This is a genomic window from Streptomyces sp. NPDC127038 (assembly GCF_042725875.1).
In the GTDB taxonomy this organism is placed as follows: Bacteria; Actinomycetota; Actinomycetes; order Streptomycetales; family Streptomycetaceae; genus Streptomyces.
The window spans coordinates 1-16,092 of record NZ_JBHXDQ010000001.1; the positions used below are offsets into that span (position 1 = coordinate 1).

The window sequence follows — 16,092 nt, forward strand, 5'->3', positions numbered from 1 at the left end:
GTGCTGTCCTCGGCGGGCACTCGGGTTTTGTGAATGCTGTCGCGTGCACGGTGATCGACAGCAGGCCTCACGCAATCACCGGAGGCAGCGACGGGGCGGTCCGCGTGTGGGATCTGTCGGACGGAACGGTCCGTGACGTCCTCGGCGGGCACTCGGGTTTTGTGAATGCTGTCGCGTGCACGGTGATCGACAGCAGGCCTCACGCAATCACCGGAGGCAGCGACGAGGCGGTCCGTGTGTGGGACCTGTCCGACGGAACGGTCCGTGACGTCCTCGGCGGGCACTCGGGTTCCGTGAATGCTATCGCGTGCACGGTGATCGACAGCAGGCCTCACGCAATCACCGGAGGCTTCGACGGGGCACTCCGTGTGTGGGATCTGTCGGACGGAACGGTCCGTGACGTCCTCGACGGGCACTCCGACTCCGTGAAGGCTGTCGCGTGCACGGTGATCGACGGCAGGCCTCACGCGATCACCGGGGGCTTTTACGGAGCGGTCCGTGTGTGGGATCTGTCGGACGGAACGGTCCGTGACGTCCTCGACGGGCACTCGGGTTCCGTGAATGCTATCGCGTGCACGGTGATCGACAGCAGGCCTCACGCAATCACCGGAGGCAGCGACGGGGCACTCCGTGTGTGGGACCTGTCGGACGGAACGGTCCGTGCTGTCCTCGGCGGGCACTCAGGTTCCGTGAATGCTGTCGCGTGCACGGTGATCGACAGCAGGCCTCACGCAATCACCGGAGGCTTCGACGAGGCGGTCCGAGTGTGGGACCTTACGTTCGACCGTCTTGTGGACACGATCGCGACCCCTCTAAACAGCAATGCTCTGGCTGTGAGTGGCAACGACATCGTGATCGGTATGTGGAAAGAAGTGGCAGTTATCACTCGAATGGGTCAGGGAAACCTGTAGAAACGATTACGCGACTGGACTGCCTACAGAAAGAGCCAGATACGCGAACTCCGGTGTGCTCGACGTGGGGACCTATGGGACGGTGAGGTGACGTCAGGTATGAAAGGACGGATGAGGGCCCGATCGCTGCGCGGTCTGTAAATCTGCCGACTCGCGATCTGGCGCTGTCGCACAGGCGATGCCCATCGCGAAGTTGGGCCGTCTGTGGGCCGTCCGACAGGGACCAGCAACAGCTACCAACGACCAACAGCGACCCCAAACCTCCAGCTCACCGGCGAGGCGCGCGGTGACGTCGCACCTCGCCGGACCGGGCATCCAATACCGCGGGTACTGACACCCCCGAACCGGATTGTCGGTGCCCCCTGGCACCATGGCGATCATGGGGAACGCGGTACTGCACTCGATCCACGTCCATCCGGTCAAGGCTTTTCGGAGCACAACGCTCCAGGAGTCCGAGGTCGAGCCCTGGGGGCTGGCCGGAGACCGACGCTGGGTCCTGATCGACGACGGGGGAAAGGTCGTCACGCAACGCGAGCAGCCGCGTCTGGCGCCGGCCGCCGCCGAGACACTCTCCGGCGGCGGCCTTCGTCTCTCCGCGGACGGCCACGAGTCCGTGACGGTTCCCGTGCCCGAACCCGTCGGTACGACCACGGTCGAGATCTTCGGCGAGAAGGTGGAAGCCGTGCTCGCCGACACGGCCGCGCACGCCTGGGCCAGCGCCTATCTGGGCACCGATGTGCGCCTGGTCCACCTGGACGACCCGGCCGTCCGCCGGCCCCTCGACCCCGACTTCGCGCTGCCCGGCGAGACCGTCAGCTTCGCCGACGGCTTTCCGCTGCTCCTCACCACGCTCGGATCTCTGGACGCGCTCAACTCCTTGATCGCGCAGGGCGACCGGGCCGAGGAGGGACCGCTGCCGATGAACCGTTTCCGGCCGAACCTCGTCCTGTCCGGGACCGGCGCCTGGGCCGAGGACGCATGGTCGCGGATCGCGATCGGCGAGGTCACCTTCCGGGTCGCCGGACCGTGCGGCCGCTGTGTCGTCACCACGACCGACCAGGACACCGCGCGGCACGGCAAGGAACCCCTCCGCACGCTCGCCCGGCACCGGCGCTTCGGCGGAAAGCTGATGTTCGGACAGAACCTGGTGCCCGAGAACCGCGGCTCGCTGCGCGTCGGCGACCCGGTCACGGTCCTCGCGTAGGGTCCGGCCGGCCCGTATGACTCCTCCCTGTCCACGCTCCCTGTCCACCCCTCCCGTCAGCCTTCCCGTCCGTCCGAGGACACGCGTCGGCTGACGGGACCTGCCCCGCCGGCGACATTCCGCCGGAACCCGGATCGCCGGGAACCCTGCGGCCGGGCGGGATCGTTGAGTGTGTGTGAGATGTTCATGAAAGGCCCTGGGGGACGGTGACGTCGGCCGCTCTCCCCCGGTCCTGCGCGTGAACGGCTCCGCTGCTGGTAATGACGGAGGCGGAAGGGGGTGGGGGACGGTGCGCGCGATCACCGGTCTCTGGCGCTGGCGGCGCAATCCGCTGCGCCGTACGACGGACCTCGTGGAGGCCTGGCTGGCCCTGGCCGTGCTTCTGCTCGTCCTGCTGGCGGCCCCCCTCGCCGGAGCCGCTGCGGGCACCTCCGTGCACGGGACGCTCCAGAAGGCCGTGCGCGACCAGCGAAGGGACCGGCACCACGTGGTGGCCGTCGTCGTCAGGAAGCTGTCGCGGGGCCCGCTGGCCCCCGACCCCGAGACCCCGTCGGGACGGGACGCGCACAGTCGGGTCACGGCCGAGTGGACAGCGCCGGACGGCACCCCGCGGCGCGGCACGGCGGTCGCCGACCTCAAGTCCCCGCTCCCGGGAGACCGGTTCCCGATCTGGACCGACCGGCACGGGCGAATAACGAGCCGCCCCCTGGACGGTGGCACCGCGGACACGCAGGCCGCTCTGGCCGGTTTCGGCGCCGCGGTCCTGACGGCCGGACTCCTCGACAGCGGCAGACGGCTGATCCTCTGGCACATGATCCGCCGGCGTCACGCCCGCTGGGACCGGGCCTGGGCCGAGGCGGGGCCCGACTGGGGCAAGGCGGACACCGGCAGCTGACCGGCCTTTCCGTCCGGTCAACCGGGCACGCCCGCGCACGCTACGGTGGACCGGCCGAACTGTTCGGCACCGTCGTGAGAGGCTGTCCGGCAGGGACCGGGCACCCGACCGACGGGGCATCAGCACGGCCTCGCAGGACCCGCGTACGACGAGGTGGGGGCACAACAGCGCCATGGCACAGGGCACGGTCCAGGTGACACACACCGGAACCTCGCGGTGGCGGCGCCGCACGGGTGAGTACGCATCGCTGGCCGCCGCCCTGGAGGCCGCGGCCGAGGGCGATGTGCTGACCGTCGCCGCCGGAACGTACCGGGAGAACCTGGTGGTGGAACGCGCGGTGACCCTGCGCGGCCCCGAGGGCTCCCCCGGCTCCGTGCGCATCGCTCCGATCGACGGCGTGGCGCTGACGATACGCTCGGCGGCCGTGGTCCAGGACCTGCACCTCGAGGGACAGGACTCGGCCTCGCCGGCGCTGCTCGTCGAGGACGGCACGCCGGAACTGCTGGATCTGCGGATCGTCACGCGCTCCGCGGCCGGCATCGAGGTCCGCGGGGCCGCCCGACCGACCGTGCGCCGCTGCACCGTCGACAACCCCGCGGGGGTCGGCATCGCCGTACTGGACGGCGGGGGCGGGGTGTTCGAGGAGTGCGAGGTCCTGGCGGCCGGTCAGTCGGGGGTCGTGGTCCGCGGGGGCGCACGTCCCAGACTCGAGCGCTGCCGGGTGCACCACACCTCCGGTCCGGGGCTGTCCGCGACCGGCGACAACTCCTCGCTGGAAGCGGTGGGTTGCGAGGTGTACGAGGTCAAGGGCTCCGGGGTGCAGATCACCGCCCGGGCCACGGCCCACCTCACCGACTGCGACGTGCACCGCACGACCGCCGACGGCGTCACGCTCGACACGGACGCGGTGCTCACCCTCGCCGACTGCCGAATCCACGACATCCCGGAGAACGCGGTCGACCTGCGCTCCCGTTCGGTCCTGACCCTGACCCGCACGAGCGTGCGGCAGTTCGGGCGCAACGGCCTGTCCGTCTGGGATCCCGGCACCCGCGTGGACGCCAACCAGTGCGAGATCTTCGACAGCACGGGCGACTACCCGGCGGTGTGGGTGAGCGACGGCGCGACCGCCGTACTGGACTCTTGCCGCGTCCACGACGTGCCGGACGCGCTGTTCGTCCTCGACCGCGGTTCCCGCGCGGACGTCGTGGACTGCGACATCTCCCAGGTGCGCAACACCGGGGTGTCGGTGAGCGACGGCGCGACCGCTCAGCTCGACGACTGCCGTATCAAGGACGCCGCCACGGGAGCCTGGTTCCGCGACCACGGCAGCGGCGGCAATCTCTCCGGCTGCATCATCAGCGGCACCCAGACCGGAGTGATCGTCACCAAGGGCGCCGATCCGACCTTCGAGCGCTGCACGGTCTCCTCGCCCGCGGAGGCCGGCTTCTACGTGTCGGCGGACGGCCGGGGCAGCTTCCTGAACTGCCGGGTGTCGGACAGCGGGGGCTACGGCTTCCACGTGATCGACGGCTGCCGGGCGACCCTGCGCAAGTGCCGCACGGAGCGGTGCGCGCGCGGAGGCTACGAATTCGCCGACGCGGGCTCGGCCCCCGGCTCGGGTCCCGTGGTCGAGGACTGCGCGAGCGACGAGAGCGGCTCGCTGCGCACTCCCGCCCACGCGACGGCGACCGAGACCTCGGCCTCCACGGCCGGGCTGCTGGGGACGATCCCCGGTCAGCGCAGCACCGAGCGGGAACCGATCGTCACCGGCACCGAGCCCGCGCAGCCGGCCCGGGGGTCGCGGATCGTCCTCGGGGAACTCGACACCCTGGTGGGCCTCGACAACGTCAAGCGCGAGGTGCGCGCCCTCACCGACATGATCGAGGTGGGCCGCCGCCGTCAGGAGGCGGGCCTCAAGGCCGCGTCCGCGCGGCGCCATCTCGTCTTCACCGGTTCCCCCGGCACCGGCAAGACGACCGTGGCCCGGCTGTACGGCGAGATCCTCGCCTCGCTCGGCGTGCTGGAGAAGGGGCATCTCGTCGAGGTGTCCCGGGTGGACCTGGTCGGCGAGCACATCGGCTCGACCGCGATCCGCACGCAGGAGGCGTTCGACCGGGCGCGCGGCGGTGTGCTGTTCATCGACGAGGCGTACGCGCTGTCGCCGGAGGACTCGGGCCGCGACTTCGGGCGCGAGGCCATCGACACACTGGTGAAGCTGATGGAGGACCACCGGGAGGCGGTGGTCGTGATCGTCGCGGGGTACACCGCCGAGATGGAGCGGTTCCTGTCGGTCAACCCCGGGGTGGCGTCCCGCTTCTCACGGACGATCACCTTCAACGACTACCTCCCCACCGAGCTGCTGCGGATCGTGGAGCAGCAGGCCGAGGAGCACGAGTACCGGCTGGGTCCCGGCGCGCCCGAGGCGGTCCTCAAGTACTTCACCATGATCCCCAGAGGGCCCGCGTTCGGCAACGGCCGCACCGCGCGGCAGACCTTCGAGGCCATGGTGGAGCGGCACGCGGGCCGGGTCGCCAAGCTGGAGGAGCCGGACACGGACGACCTGACCCTGCTCTACCCGGAGGACCTGCCGGACGTTCCCTGAGCGTCCCCGCCGGGTCGCGGCCCCGGTACCCCGGGCAGGAGCCGCTCCAGCAGGAGCCGGCGCTCGTCGGCGAAGACCGGGTCAGCCTGGTAGTCGGAGTGGCCGAGAACCGGGGCGGGCAGCGGCTGCCGTTCGGTGCGCCCGTAGGCGAGCGGGTCCTTCAGGGGCTCGTGGTCGACCTCGGGACCGCAGTCGCCCGGAACCCTGACGGGGCCGCCGATCGGGTCGGTACGACGATACAGATTGCGCCAGCAGGCCACGTCGCGGTGCAGCGAGGCCAGGGCGGCGGGCCCGAAATGGGCCGGGAACCAGCGTCCGTACAGGCGCTCCAGCGGTGAACCGTAGGTGAGCAGCGCGACCCTCGCGCGGGCCGGGGGTTCGAGCTGCCAGGCCGCGGCGGCCGCCAGGACACTGCCCTGGGAGTGTCCGGAGAGCACGAGGCGTCCGCCGGTCGCGCGGGTCCAGGTGGCCATGCGCCAGGTGAGGTCCGGCACCGCGCGCTCGGCGTAGCAGGGCGGTGCGAAGGGGTGGGCGGCCCGCGGCCAGAAGGTGCCGACGTCCCACAGGATGCCGATCGTGCGGCGGGCGGCCGCGTCCTTGTAGGCGCGCCTGCCCCAGGTGACGAAGAGGATGAAGCCGAGGCCGATCAGCCAGGAGCCCAGGGCCTGCGAGGTCTCGGCGGCGCCGTGGACGAAGCCGTTCGTCCCGCGCGCCGCCTCGCTCGGGGTGTCACCGGTGGCGAGGGCGCCGGCCAGGGCGCAGGCGCCGAGCAGCAGGGTCGCGGAGGCGAGGACGCCCGTCATGAGGGGCGCCCGGTCGGTGAGCGCGGCCATCGCACGGGTGCTCGCGATGCGGCGAGTGCGGGCGGAGTCCCTGACCTCGCCCTGGTAGTCGCGTTCGACGGCGGTCATCTCGCGGCGGCGCAGCCGCCAGGTGCGCCGGGCGAGCCAGCCGATGAGGGCGAGCAGGACGACGAGGAGGGGCGGGATCACGGAGGCCTGCCAGGTCAGCAGGACGGGCGGGCCGGGGATCGAGTGGCGGGTGCCGTCGAGCCAGTCGGCGACCCGCTGGGACACTCCCCCGGACATCACGCCGCCGAGCGCGCAGGCCAGCATGGCGACGGCGGGCCCCGCGAACCCGCGCATCGCGGTGCGCCCACCGGGGCCGTCGTCCGCATCGGGGCCGGCGTCCACGGCCGGGCCGCCGTCCACCGCCCGGCGGCCGTCCGCAACCGACCGGCTGTCCACGGGGCCCACGGTCGGGTGGGTGTCCACGCTCGGGCCGCCGTCCGCGGTCTCGGGAGTCGCGCGGTACAGGGCGCGGGCGACCACGCACAGGGCGATCACGAGCAGTCCCTGGGCGAGGGTGAGACCGCCGAACACGGTGTCGCCGGGCAGGCGCCCCGACGCGTGCCAGTGGGGCCGCGACCAGCCCGCGTACACCAGGGTCAGGGCGAGTAGCGCGACCGAGCCGAGCGGCAGCCGGCGCACGAGCGTGCGGTCGCGCCCGTGGTCGATCCTGTTCTCGCTGCGCCCGCGGCGGCAGACCACCCACAGCACAACGGCTCCGCCCGCCAGCAGTGTTGCGCTCAGGAGATCACCCAGGATCTCCAGGAGGACCGGTCCGCCCGGGGCGCGGTCGTGGCGGGCCGCCGGGGCGCCGACGGCCGCGGCGACGGTCAGGTACCCCGCGGCGGTGTGCGCGGCGCGCAGCCGGGCCACCAGCCGGCGCCCGTACCAGAAGCCGGGGCGGCCGAGGCCGGTGCCCTCGGTCTCGTCGTCGTGCTCGGCGGCGCGCGCGATGGGCCGCTGCGACTCGTACGCGCTCCAGGTGCGGTGGGACAGGTACCACAGGAGTGTGGTGAGCGCCGCGGGCACCAGCGCGGCCAGGGCGAGACGGCGGCCCGGCAGACTCCACCAGCCGGCGTCGGGCCGGTCCGGGGAGAGGAAGCCGAGCCAGGAGTGGTTGCGTACACACAGGCGGGTGCCCGCGCACTGCCAGGCGGCCAGGTCGAGGGCGACCTCGCATGCGGCGGCGACCAGCAGCACGGTGAGGGTGAGGCCGGCGAGACGGACGAGCAGTCCGTACAGGCGCACCGTCCGTCCGTGACGCCGCGAGGCGGGGCGCATCCAGTGCGCGAGGTTGACGACCATGAAGGGCAGTAAGAGGAGCCACAGGGCGCGGGCGCCGTTGCCGGAGGTGAGGTTGCACCACACGTACGCCTCGCGCACCGGTCCGCCCCCGTGGTCACCGGGCCGTTCCTCCGCGTCGACGTCGTCGGCACGCCGGAAGACGGCCGCGGTCGCGTCGCCGGTGATCCGGACCGTCCGGGGATCGTTCAGCATCTCCTCGGGCGTGGTGCCGCCGACCCCGTGGACCAGGAGTTCCAGGGCGGTACCGGCCGCTTCGAGTGGTGTCACGGGGCTGCCGGGCGCCCCGTCGACGGTGTGTTCCCCTGCACGTTCCACTGTTCCGCACTTCCCCCGTGCCACGCGTGTCTCAGGTGTCATGTGCAGGCACAAGGTTCTCGCGTCGGGTCCTCGTGCGCACCCCACGGCACGGAATCTCCCCGATACGTGTGAATCCGGTTGCACAGCAGGGGCACAACGGGCGTACGGGCAGTGGCGCGTCCAAGGGTGTCCCGTGCGAGGATGGGTCGTCCTCCAGACCTCGGGCAAGGAGAATGTCCACGTGGGAGTGGGTTCGGGCGGAGTGTCGGGCAGGCAGCGACGAAAGGACCGGAGCGGTCGTGAGTGAGAATCAGAACCTCCTCGCGGAGCAGCGCCGCGCTCTGATCCTCGACGAGGTGCGCCGCCGGGGCGGCGTCCGCGTGAACGAGCTGACGCGAAGACTTGGTGTCTCCGACATGACGGTCCGCCGCGATCTCGACGCGCTGGCCCGGCAGGGTGTCGTCGAGAAGGTGCACGGCGGTGCGGTGCCGGTGGTCGAGGCGAGCACGCACGAACCGGGGTTCGAGGCCAAGTCGGGGCTGGAGCTGACCGCCAAGGAGGACATCGCGCGGGCCGCCGCCGAGTTGGTCGCGCCGGGTTCGGCGATCGCGCTGTCCGGAGGGACGACGACGTACGCGCTGGCCCATCATCTGGTGGACGTCCCCGACCTGACCGTGGTCACCAACTCGGTACGTGTGGCAGACGTTTTCCACTCGGCGCAGCGCACCTCCGGCCAGCGCCAGGGCGCCGCGACCGTCGTCCTGACCGGCGGGGTGCGCACGCCGTCCGACTCGCTCGTGGGACCGGTGGCCGACCAGGCCATCGCGGCCCTGCACTTCGACGTCCTCTTCCTGGGCGTGCACGGCATATCGGCCGAGGCGGGGCTGTCGACGCCGAACCTCGCGGAGGCGGAGACCAACCGGCGTCTCGTGCAGTCCGCGCGGCGCGTGATCGTGATCGCGGACCACACCAAGTGGGGCACGGTGGGCCTCAGTTCGTTCGCGGCGCTGGACCAGGTCGACACGCTCGTGACGGACGGCGGGATGCCCGCCGACGCCCGTGCCGAGATCTCGGAGCATCTGCGGCGCCTGGTGGTGGCCGGTGAGCCCGAGGACGATACAGACATCTGACGGTCCGCCAGCTAAGGTGACGCTGCCCGTGCCGCCGGTCGCGCCGTAGGCGCCGTCGCGGCGCGGGTGCGCCCGGCCGCCGCTCGCGGCCTACCGGCGAGGGGGTTGGCTCATGGCACGTCGACTGCGGCCGGTGGGGCCCGACTTCGTCGAGAGGGCTCCGCTGCGTCTGGTGTTCGCGCGGGAGGTCTCCGCGCCGCCCGAGGCCGTCTTCCGCGCGCTCGCCGAGGACGTGTCCGGCTGGAGCGAGTGGTTCTCCGCGGTGACGCTCGCCCGGCCCGCCGACGGCGGGGGCGGGCGCGAGGTGCGGCTGCGCGGCGGGACGCGTTTCGAGGAGACCGTCCTGGTCAGCGAGGCTCCCGAGGTGTACTCGTACCGGGCGGACGTCACGAACGCGCCGGGGCTCCGCGCCCTGGTCGAGGAGTGGCGGCTGACGCCCGCGGCCAAGGGGACGCGGGTGCAGTGGACCTTCGCCGCCGACGGAACGGCCGTGTTCCGGGCGGCGCTCACACTGGGGCGCAGCGGTCTGGGCCGCGCGTTCCGTGACGCGGTGAAGGCCCTGGACCGCCGACTCGCGTCCACGTCGACCTGATCACCAACAGGACTGCCGCGGACGGGGGTTGACCAACGGCCCCGGTACGGCGGTACGTGCGAGACACCGGCCCCGTACCCCCCGTACGGCCGCCCCCGGTCAGGCCGGCCAGACCCCCGTCTCCAGCATGGTGTCGATGGCCGTCGTGTACGGAGCGATGTCCAGGCCCTGTTCGGCCAGCCACCCGTCCGAGTAGTACTTGTCGAGATAGCGGTCCCCGGGGTCGCACAGCAGCGTCACCACGCTTCCCCTGCGGCCCTCGGACACCATCTCGGCGACGATCTTCAGGGCGCTCCACAGGCCGGTGCCGGTCGAGCCGCCCGCCTTGCGCCCCATGGCCCGCTCCAGGGCCCGCACGGCCGCCACGCTCGCCGCGTCCGGCACCTTCATCATGCGGTCGATGGCCCCGGGCACGAAGCTCGGCTCGACGCGCGGCCTGCCGATGCCCTCGATGCGCGAGCCGCGGTCACAGGTGACGTCCGCGTCCCCGGTGATCCACCCCTCGAAGAAACAGGAGTTGTCCGGGTCGGCGACACAGATGCGGGTGTCCGCCTGCATGTAGTGGACGTAGCGGGCGAGGGTCGCGGAGGTGCCGCCCGTGCCGGCCGTGGCGACGATCCACGTGGGTTCGGGGAAGCGCTCCAGGGCGAGTTGGCGGAAAATGGATTCGGCGATGTTGTTGTTCCCGCGCCAGTCCGTCGCCCTTTCCGCGTAGGTGAACTGATCCATGTAATGGCCGCCGGTTTCCGCCGCGAGGGCGACGGACTCCTCGTAGATCTTGCGCGAGTCGTCCACGAAATGGCACTGCCCGCCGTGGAATTCGATCAGCCGGCATTTCTCGGCGCTCGTGGTGCGGGGCATCACCGCGATGAACGGCACACCGACGAGCCCCGCGAAATAGGCCTCGGACACGGCCGTCGAGCCGCTGGACGCCTCGATCACCGGGCGGCCGGGCCGGATCCAGCCGTTGCACAGGCCGTACAGGAACAGCGAGCGGGCCAGGCGGTGTTTGAGGCTGCCCGTGGGATGGGTCGACTCGTCCTTCAGATACAGATCGACCCCCCACTCCTCGGGGAGCGGGAAGCGCAGCAGATGGGTGTCCGCGGAGCGGTTCGCGTCCGCCTGGACCTTGCGGACGGCCTCTTTGAGCCAGGTCCTGTACCGCGCGTCACTGCGGTCGACATCGAGGGTCTCACCGGTCCGGATCGGCTGGGTAGTGCTCACGGGAAGGCTCCTAACGCGTGGCGCCGACACCGCTTCGACTGGTCGGACCTCTCGATCATAAGCACCTTCCGCAAGCTTCTCACCTGCATAAATACACCTTTGGGCGGCCCAAAGGCGCTCCTGGGGGGACGCGCGGGATCCGGTTGCGCGGAGCGGCGGGCCCGCGTCCCGGGGGGCGCATCCCGGCCTTTGCTCCCGTCACCTCCACCACCTCGGCATACGTACTGGTGCTCGGCGTCACCTGCGGGCAGACTGCACCGCGCGGGGCGTTCGCCCCCGACGCGGATGCACACTGGGTCACGACGGAACACAGCCGGAGCGCACAAGGGGGCGGAGCATCATGGCGGAGCCGGAGTTCACTGCCACGGGCGTGCGGATCGGGAAGAGGCTGCGTTCGCTCACCCGGGCCGGTCAGGTCCGGATCAGCGACGGCAGGCTGGAACTGCTCACCAGCTACGGCAGCGAGATCGACAGCGCGCCGGTGCAGGCGGTGCGCGCCTCGAAACCCTGGTTCGCCCACGAGGACCGGGCGTTGGCGGACGTCAACGGCACGCGGTACTCGCTCACCCTCGGTGAGCACGATCCGGCGCCCGGCCGGCCAGGCCCCCCGTCGGCACGCCGCTTCATCGAGGCGGTCCGCAAGGCGGCAGGCCGCAGCGGCTGAACCGCACGGGCGGCACCCTCCGCACGTCCTCAAGCACCGCGAGTTGCGGGACCGTGCCCCCTGGGTCACTCTGATGTGACATCACTCTGGGTTTACCGGCGATAACGCTGCGAACCAGCCCGCCGGCCATCGCAGCAGGCGGCCGTTCCACGCAGCCGCCCTGCTGGATCCGATCTCCGTCTTCTTCCGGACCTCAATTCGGGGAGTCGCAGCCGTGATCAGCCAGCCAAGCAGGCATTGCACGGTGGAGCTCCAAGCCCTGCCGTCGCGGATCGGCCAGGTCCGCAGAATCGTCTCTGCGCAGTTGCGCTACTGGCATCTGGACCCCTTGATAGACCGGGCCGCGCTCGGGGTCACCGAGCTGCTGTCGAATGTCCACCGGCACGCCCAGCCGGACAAGATCTGCACCGTGGAGATCGAGCTGCTGCTCGACCGGCTCACCGTCTCGGTGCACGACCACGACCCCCGGCTTCCCGTGATACGCGAGGCCGGCCCCGGCTCCACCTGCGGACGCGGCCTCGCGATGGTCGCGGCGGTCAGCGAGAGCTGGGGCGTGCGGCCCGAAGGCGAGTCCGGGAAGGCCGTGTGGTTCACGCTTCCGGCGTCCACCCCCGTGGTGGCGGCCTCGCTGCGTCCGCCGTACGAGACCGCGACAGAGGTCACGCTGCGGCAGACCGTCGACGTCCTCAGGCCGGAACACGCTCCCGCCCGGTCGGCCGTTGCCGGCTGACCGGGCGGCGACACCCCTCTCGTACGCCGCTCGCACATGGAGGTCGTACGACACCGGGGCACTCACTCCTTGGCGACGGCCCGCGGCACGTCCGGGCGGCGGTCGACGGCCCGCGGCACGTCCGGGCGGCAGTCGCGCCGGGCCGCCCGGCCCGAGCGGGCAGTCGCGCCCGTCAGACCGGGCCGCCCTTGCCCACGCGTCCGAACTGCTCGTCGAGGACCGAGAGCCGGCGCCAGTACTCGTCCTCGTCGATCTCTCCTGAGGCGAAGCGCCGGCCGAGCACGGCGATCGGCGAGTCGCCGGCCGGCAGGGAGCCGCCGGGACCGAAGCCTCCCGTCGCCCGCCAGGGGCCACGGCGCCCTCGCCACGCGGTGCGCCGCAGCACGGTCACGACGCCGATCACGACGGCCGCCCAGATCAGCGGGAAGAACAGGATCCACGGGCCGGGGCCGCCGTCCCAGTTCGCCAGGGTCTGCATCTCGGGTCATCTCCTCGGTGGAACCGCGCGTCCGCGCGGGGTCCCGGCCATGCGTCGGCGCGGGATCAGTCGGTGCACTACGAGACTCGCCCCGAGAGGGGGTCCGAGTCGTCGTACGGCCAGCGGCCGTGCGCGTACCTCCCGGGGAGTACGTCGGAGACCCCGGACTGCTTCCCCGCCGCCCGCCCGGGCGATCGAACGGCCCCCTTCTGTACCTACTGGTATGTACAGTGACCGCATGAGCACATCAGACCGGTTGATCGAGTCCACCCGCGAGCTGCTGTGGGAGCGCGGGTACGGGGGAACCAGCCCCAAGGCGATCCTGGAGCACGCGGGCGCCGGGCAGGGCAGCATGTACCACCACTTCCGGGGCAAGCCCGGTCTGGCCCTCGCCGCGATCCGCCGCACCGCCGAGGAGATGCGGGCCACCACGGAGGACGTCCTCGGCCGGCCCGGATCCCCGTACGAGCGGGTGGAGGCCTATCTGCGCCGTGAGCGCGACGTCCTGCGCGGCTGCCCCGTCGGGCGGCTCACCATGGACGCGGACGTGATCGCGAGCGACGAACTGCGTGCGCCGGTCGACGAGTTCCTGACGTGGCTGCGCGGGCGGCTGGCCTCGGTCGTCGAAGAGGGCAGGGAGCAGGGCCAGTTCGCGCCCGGTGCCGACGCCGAGGAGATCGCGTCGGTGATCGTCGCGACCGTCCAGGGCGGCTACGTCCTGGCGCGGGCCTCGGGTTCGCCGGCCGCGTTCGACACGGCGGTACGGGGACTGCTCACGCTCCTGGCACCGGGCGACCGGCAGCTCCGGGGCGGGCGGCGATGAGCCCGGTGGCCCTGGTCCGTACGGTCCTCGGCGACGTGCCGCCCGAGGACCTCGGGGTGTGCGACGCGCACGACCACCTCTTCTTCGCCAGCCCCCAGCTCCCCGGTCAGGAACTGTGGGACACGTCCGCCGCGCGGGCCGAACTGGCCGCGTTCCGCGCTCAGGGCGGCGGCACCGTGGTCCAGTGGACTCCGTACGGGCTCGGCAGACGGGCGGCCGACCTGCCGCCGCTGTCCCGCGACGCCGGGGTCCATGTGGTCGCGGCGACGGGACTGCATCAAGCGGCCCACTACAAGGAGCGGTTGCCGGGCGAGCTGCGCGGGAGGCTGGCCGGGGTCTTCGTCGCCGAACTCACGACGGGCATCGGGACGACCGGGGTCCGGGCCGGGCTGATCAAGGTGGCCGGCGGCTTCCACGCCCTGGACGCGCACGCCCGCTGGACGATGGCCGCCGCGGCCGAGGCCCACCATGCCACGGGCGCGCCGATCGCCGTCCACCTGGAGCTGGGTACCGGGGCGCTGGACGTACTCGACCTGCTGTGCGGGGAGTTGGGTGTTCCGCCGCACCGGGTGGTCCTGGGACATCTCAACCGTTCCCCGGACCTCGTGGTCCAGCGCGAGGCGGCCGCCTCGGGCGCCTACCTCGCGTTCGACGGCCCCTCCCGCGCCCACCACGGCACCGACTGGCGCATGCCGGACGCCGTACGGGCCCTGGCCGACGCCGGGTTCGGCGACCGGCTGCTGCTCGGCGGCGACACGACGACCGCGGCGGCCCGCTCGGTCGACGGCGGGCCGGGGATGCCGTATCTCCTGCGCCGCGTCCGGCCCCGGCTCGAACTCGCCCTGGGGAAGGAGCTGGTGGACCGGATCCTCACCGAGAACGCGGGCCGCGCCTTCGCGGTCGCCTGGCCCTCCTGAGCACCGGATGGGCCGGGCCTCCGAGGCTCGGGACGTCGGACGCTCAGGGCGCCGGGCGGGCGGAGCCGCGGACGAGCGGACGCCGGGCGGGGCGCCACGCGGGCAGGGCGCCGGGCGGGACATCCGGCGGACAGGGCGTCACGCGGGCAGGGCTCCGGACGGGCGGGGTGTCAGACGGGCGAGTGTCAGTCGGGCGCGGCACCCGACTGGCGGAGCGTCAGACGGGCCGGGTGTCAGACGGGCAGCGCCTTCAGGGGGTCGTCGAGCACCGGCTGCCAGGCCAACTCGGCCGCCCCGACAAGACTGTTGTGGTCCAGGGTGCAGGCGAGGATCGGCACCCCGCCGCTGCGCCCCCACAGACTGCGGTCGGCGACGACGGCGCGCAGCCGGTCCGGGTCGGCGTCCAGCAGGGCCCGGTGCAGTCCGCCGAGGATGATGCGGTCCGGGTTGAGGATGTTGACGAGCCCGGCCAGACCGAGGCCGAGCCGGTCGATCAGCGCCTCGATGGCCGTGCGGACGGCCGGATCGGAACTCTCGTCGCGGATCAGCTCGTTGGACTGCTGCAGCAGTGAGACCTCGGGCCCCGGGGTCCGGCCGGCCGCGGTGAGGAAGGCCAGCGGGTCGGCCTCGACGTCGAGACAGCCCCGGCTTCCGCAGTGACAGGGTCGGCCCTCGGGGTTGACGGTGAGATGACCGACCTCCAGGGCGAGCCCCGAACTGCCGGTGTGCAGGCGCCCGTCGAGCACGAGGGCGCCGCCGACCCCACGGTGTCCGGTCGCCACGCAGAGCAGGTCCCGGGCGCCGCGCCCGGCTCCGTGCCGGTGCTCGGCGAGGGCCGCGAGGTTCACGTCGTTGGCGGCGAACGCGGGCCCCTCGATCCCGGCGGCGCGCACCCGTTCGGCGAAGATCTCCCGGACGGGCGAGCCGGCGGGCCAGGCCAGATGCAGCGGGTTGAGCGCGAGGCCCTCGGGTTCGGCGACGGCCGAGGGTACGGCGAGCCCGGCGCCCACGCACCGGCGCCCGGTGGCCCGCAGCAGTTCGGCGCCCGCGTCGACGACCGAGCCGAGCACCTTCGCCGGGTCGGCGTCGACGGTCTCGCAGCCGGGCGCGGTCGCGACGATCCGGCCGCCCAGCCCGACCAGCGCAGCACGGAAACCGTCGGCGTGGACCTGCGCGGCCAGCGCGACGGGCCCGTCGTCGGCGAGCTCCAGCCGGTGCGAGGGCCGGCCCTGCGAACCTGCGGCCGCACCTGGCCGCGCGTCGACCCGGATCAGGCCGAGGGCTTCGAGCTCCGCGGCCACCGCGCCCGCGGTCGCCCGGGTGACGCCCAGCTCGGCGGTCAGCACGGCACGCGTCGGCGCCCGCCCGGTGTGCACCAGTTCCAGCGCCGGTCCGAGCGCTCCGCGCCCCCGGTCGAGCCGTGTCCGTGTGCTGCCATCCCCCGCCGTCCGGGGGCCCGCCTTGCCGTTCAT

Annotated in this window: 14 protein-coding genes; 10 read left to right on the plus strand and 4 right to left on the minus strand. The window is 72.5% G+C overall.

Features of this window, described 5'->3' with window-relative positions; genetic code table 11:
• The 4 genes from ACFWI4_RS00005 to ACFWI4_RS00020 all read left to right on the plus strand — a co-directional run.
• Positions 1-911 (plus strand): WD40 repeat domain-containing protein (locus ACFWI4_RS00005; protein WP_387189260.1); only part of this gene is annotated, 911 nt, incomplete at its 5' end.
• A gap of 379 nt (positions 912-1,290) precedes the next feature.
• Positions 1,291-2,115: an MOSC domain-containing protein gene (locus ACFWI4_RS00010; RefSeq protein WP_387189262.1), complete on the plus strand. Its 825-nt coding sequence runs from the start codon at positions 1,291-1,293 to the stop codon at positions 2,113-2,115.
• Between the two features lie 289 nt (positions 2,116-2,404).
• Complete coding sequence (locus tag ACFWI4_RS00015) at positions 2,405-3,010, plus strand: hypothetical protein (RefSeq protein ID WP_387189264.1); 606 nt, start codon at positions 2,405-2,407, stop codon at positions 3,008-3,010.
• 172 nt (positions 3,011-3,182) lie between these two features.
• Positions 3,183-5,612: a right-handed parallel beta-helix repeat-containing protein gene (locus ACFWI4_RS00020; RefSeq protein WP_387189265.1), complete on the plus strand. Its 2,430-nt coding sequence runs from the start codon at positions 3,183-3,185 to the stop codon at positions 5,610-5,612.
• Here the strand turns inward: ACFWI4_RS00020 and ACFWI4_RS00025 are convergent.
• A complete protein-coding gene (locus ACFWI4_RS00025) occupies positions 5,582-8,080 on the minus strand; it encodes a hypothetical protein (RefSeq protein ID WP_387189266.1) in 2,499 nt (832 codons plus the stop codon). The two genes, ACFWI4_RS00020 and ACFWI4_RS00025, sit on opposite strands and share 31 nt — an antisense overlap.
• Before the next feature lie 281 nt (positions 8,081-8,361).
• On the opposite strand from ACFWI4_RS00025, the gene ACFWI4_RS00030 reads away from it, so the two are divergent.
• Positions 8,362-9,192, plus strand: a complete 831-nt coding sequence (locus tag ACFWI4_RS00030; protein WP_385399015.1) for a DeoR/GlpR family DNA-binding transcription regulator — start codon at positions 8,362-8,364, stop codon at positions 9,190-9,192.
• 112 nt (positions 9,193-9,304) lie between these two features.
• Entirely contained in the window at positions 9,305-9,784 is a 480-nt protein-coding gene (locus ACFWI4_RS00035) for an SRPBCC family protein (protein ID WP_387189267.1), read from the plus strand.
• Positions 9,785-9,883: 99 nt separating this feature from the next.
• Here the strand turns inward: ACFWI4_RS00035 and ACFWI4_RS00040 are convergent, their stop codons facing one another.
• Entirely contained in the window at positions 9,884-11,008 is a 1,125-nt protein-coding gene (locus ACFWI4_RS00040) for a PLP-dependent cysteine synthase family protein (RefSeq protein ID WP_385399011.1), read from the minus strand.
• Between the two features lie 340 nt (positions 11,009-11,348).
• Between ACFWI4_RS00040 and ACFWI4_RS00045 the strand changes: the two genes are divergently transcribed.
• The gene (locus tag ACFWI4_RS00045; protein WP_151468980.1) at positions 11,349-11,672 is read left to right on the plus strand and encodes a hypothetical protein; all 324 of its coding nucleotides are present in this window, start codon (positions 11,349-11,351) and stop codon (positions 11,670-11,672) included.
• 214 nt (positions 11,673-11,886) lie between these two features.
• Entirely contained in the window at positions 11,887-12,402 is a 516-nt protein-coding gene (locus tag ACFWI4_RS00050; protein ID WP_385399009.1) for an ATP-binding protein, read from the plus strand.
• A gap of 172 nt (positions 12,403-12,574) precedes the next feature.
• On the opposite strand, the gene ACFWI4_RS00055 is transcribed toward ACFWI4_RS00050, so the two are convergent.
• The gene (locus ACFWI4_RS00055) at positions 12,575-12,880 is read right to left on the minus strand and encodes an SHOCT domain-containing protein (protein ID WP_385399007.1); all 306 of its coding nucleotides are present in this window, start codon (positions 12,878-12,880) and stop codon (positions 12,575-12,577) included.
• Between the two features lie 223 nt (positions 12,881-13,103).
• Here ACFWI4_RS00055 and ACFWI4_RS00060 point away from each other — a divergent pair, with 223 nt between their 5' ends.
• Together ACFWI4_RS00060 and ACFWI4_RS00065 are read left to right on the plus strand one after the other, a co-directional pair.
• Positions 13,104-13,703 carry a TetR/AcrR family transcriptional regulator gene (locus ACFWI4_RS00060; RefSeq protein ID WP_387189269.1) on the plus strand — a complete coding sequence of 200 codons (600 nt, stop codon included), beginning with the start codon at positions 13,104-13,106 and terminating at the stop codon, positions 13,701-13,703.
• A 5-nt stretch (positions 13,704-13,708) separates the two neighbouring features.
• Positions 13,709-14,620, plus strand: coding sequence for a phosphotriesterase (locus ACFWI4_RS00065; protein ID WP_387189569.1), 912 nt, complete (start codon positions 13,709-13,711; stop codon positions 14,618-14,620).
• Between the two features lie 233 nt (positions 14,621-14,853).
• Here ACFWI4_RS00065 and ACFWI4_RS00070 read toward each other — a convergent pair whose 3' ends face one another.
• The gene (locus ACFWI4_RS00070) at positions 14,854-16,092 is read right to left on the minus strand and encodes an ROK family protein (protein ID WP_387189270.1); all 1,239 of its coding nucleotides are present in this window, start codon (positions 16,090-16,092) and stop codon (positions 14,854-14,856) included.

Coding starts and splice junctions, on each gene's coding strand:
- ACFWI4_RS00045 (WP_151468980.1), top strand. CDS start 11,349: ATGGCGGAGCCGGAGTTCACTGCCACGGGCGTGCGGATCGGGAAGAGG.
- ACFWI4_RS00020 (WP_387189265.1), top strand. CDS start 3,183: ATGGCACAGGGCACGGTCCAGGTGACACACACCGGAACCTCGCGGTGG.
- ACFWI4_RS00010 (WP_387189262.1), top strand. CDS start 1,291: ATGGGGAACGCGGTACTGCACTCGATCCACGTCCATCCGGTCAAGGCT.
- ACFWI4_RS00035 (WP_387189267.1), top strand. CDS start 9,305: ATGGCACGTCGACTGCGGCCGGTGGGGCCCGACTTCGTCGAGAGGGCT.
- ACFWI4_RS00060 (WP_387189269.1), top strand. CDS start 13,104: ATGTACAGTGACCGCATGAGCACATCAGACCGGTTGATCGAGTCCACC.
- ACFWI4_RS00055 (WP_385399007.1), bottom strand. CDS start 12,880: ATGCAGACCCTGGCGAACTGGGACGGCGGCCCCGGCCCGTGGATCCTG.
- ACFWI4_RS00070 (WP_387189270.1), bottom strand. CDS start 16,092: ATGAACGGCAAGGCGGGCCCCCGGACGGCGGGGGATGGCAGCACACGG.